1 protein-coding gene is annotated in these 311 nt (G+C 68.5%); it reads left to right on the plus strand.

Annotation, left to right across the window (positions count from 1 at the left end; translation table 11 throughout):
- Positions 1-311 (plus strand): FAD-dependent oxidoreductase (locus B2U11_RS04550; protein WP_292070246.1); only part of this gene is annotated, 311 nt, incomplete at both ends.

Here is a 311-nt window from a genome sequence, read left to right on the forward strand (position 1 = left end):
TCGGGAGGACGCGCCTCCTTACCAGCGGCCGCCCCTTTCCAAGGCCTGGTTGAAGGGCGAGGCGGACCTGGAGGCGCTGCTTTTGCGGCCTCTCAGCTTCTACGCCGAACAGGATATCGACTTCCGCGCGTGCGTGGAGGCCGTGTCGGTCGATCCGGCGGCGCGGCGGGTCGTTTTCCATGACGGGAGCGAGGAGACCTACGACGTTCTGGTGCTGGCGACGGGCTCCACGGCGCGCAAGCTGCCCGTGCCCGGCGGGGACCATCCCGATCTTCTGCAGCTTCGCACCTTGCACGACGCCGAGCGGCTGA

Source organism: Brevundimonas sp. UBA7534, from assembly GCF_002479325.1.
Lineage (GTDB): Bacteria > Pseudomonadota > Alphaproteobacteria > Caulobacterales > Caulobacteraceae > Brevundimonas.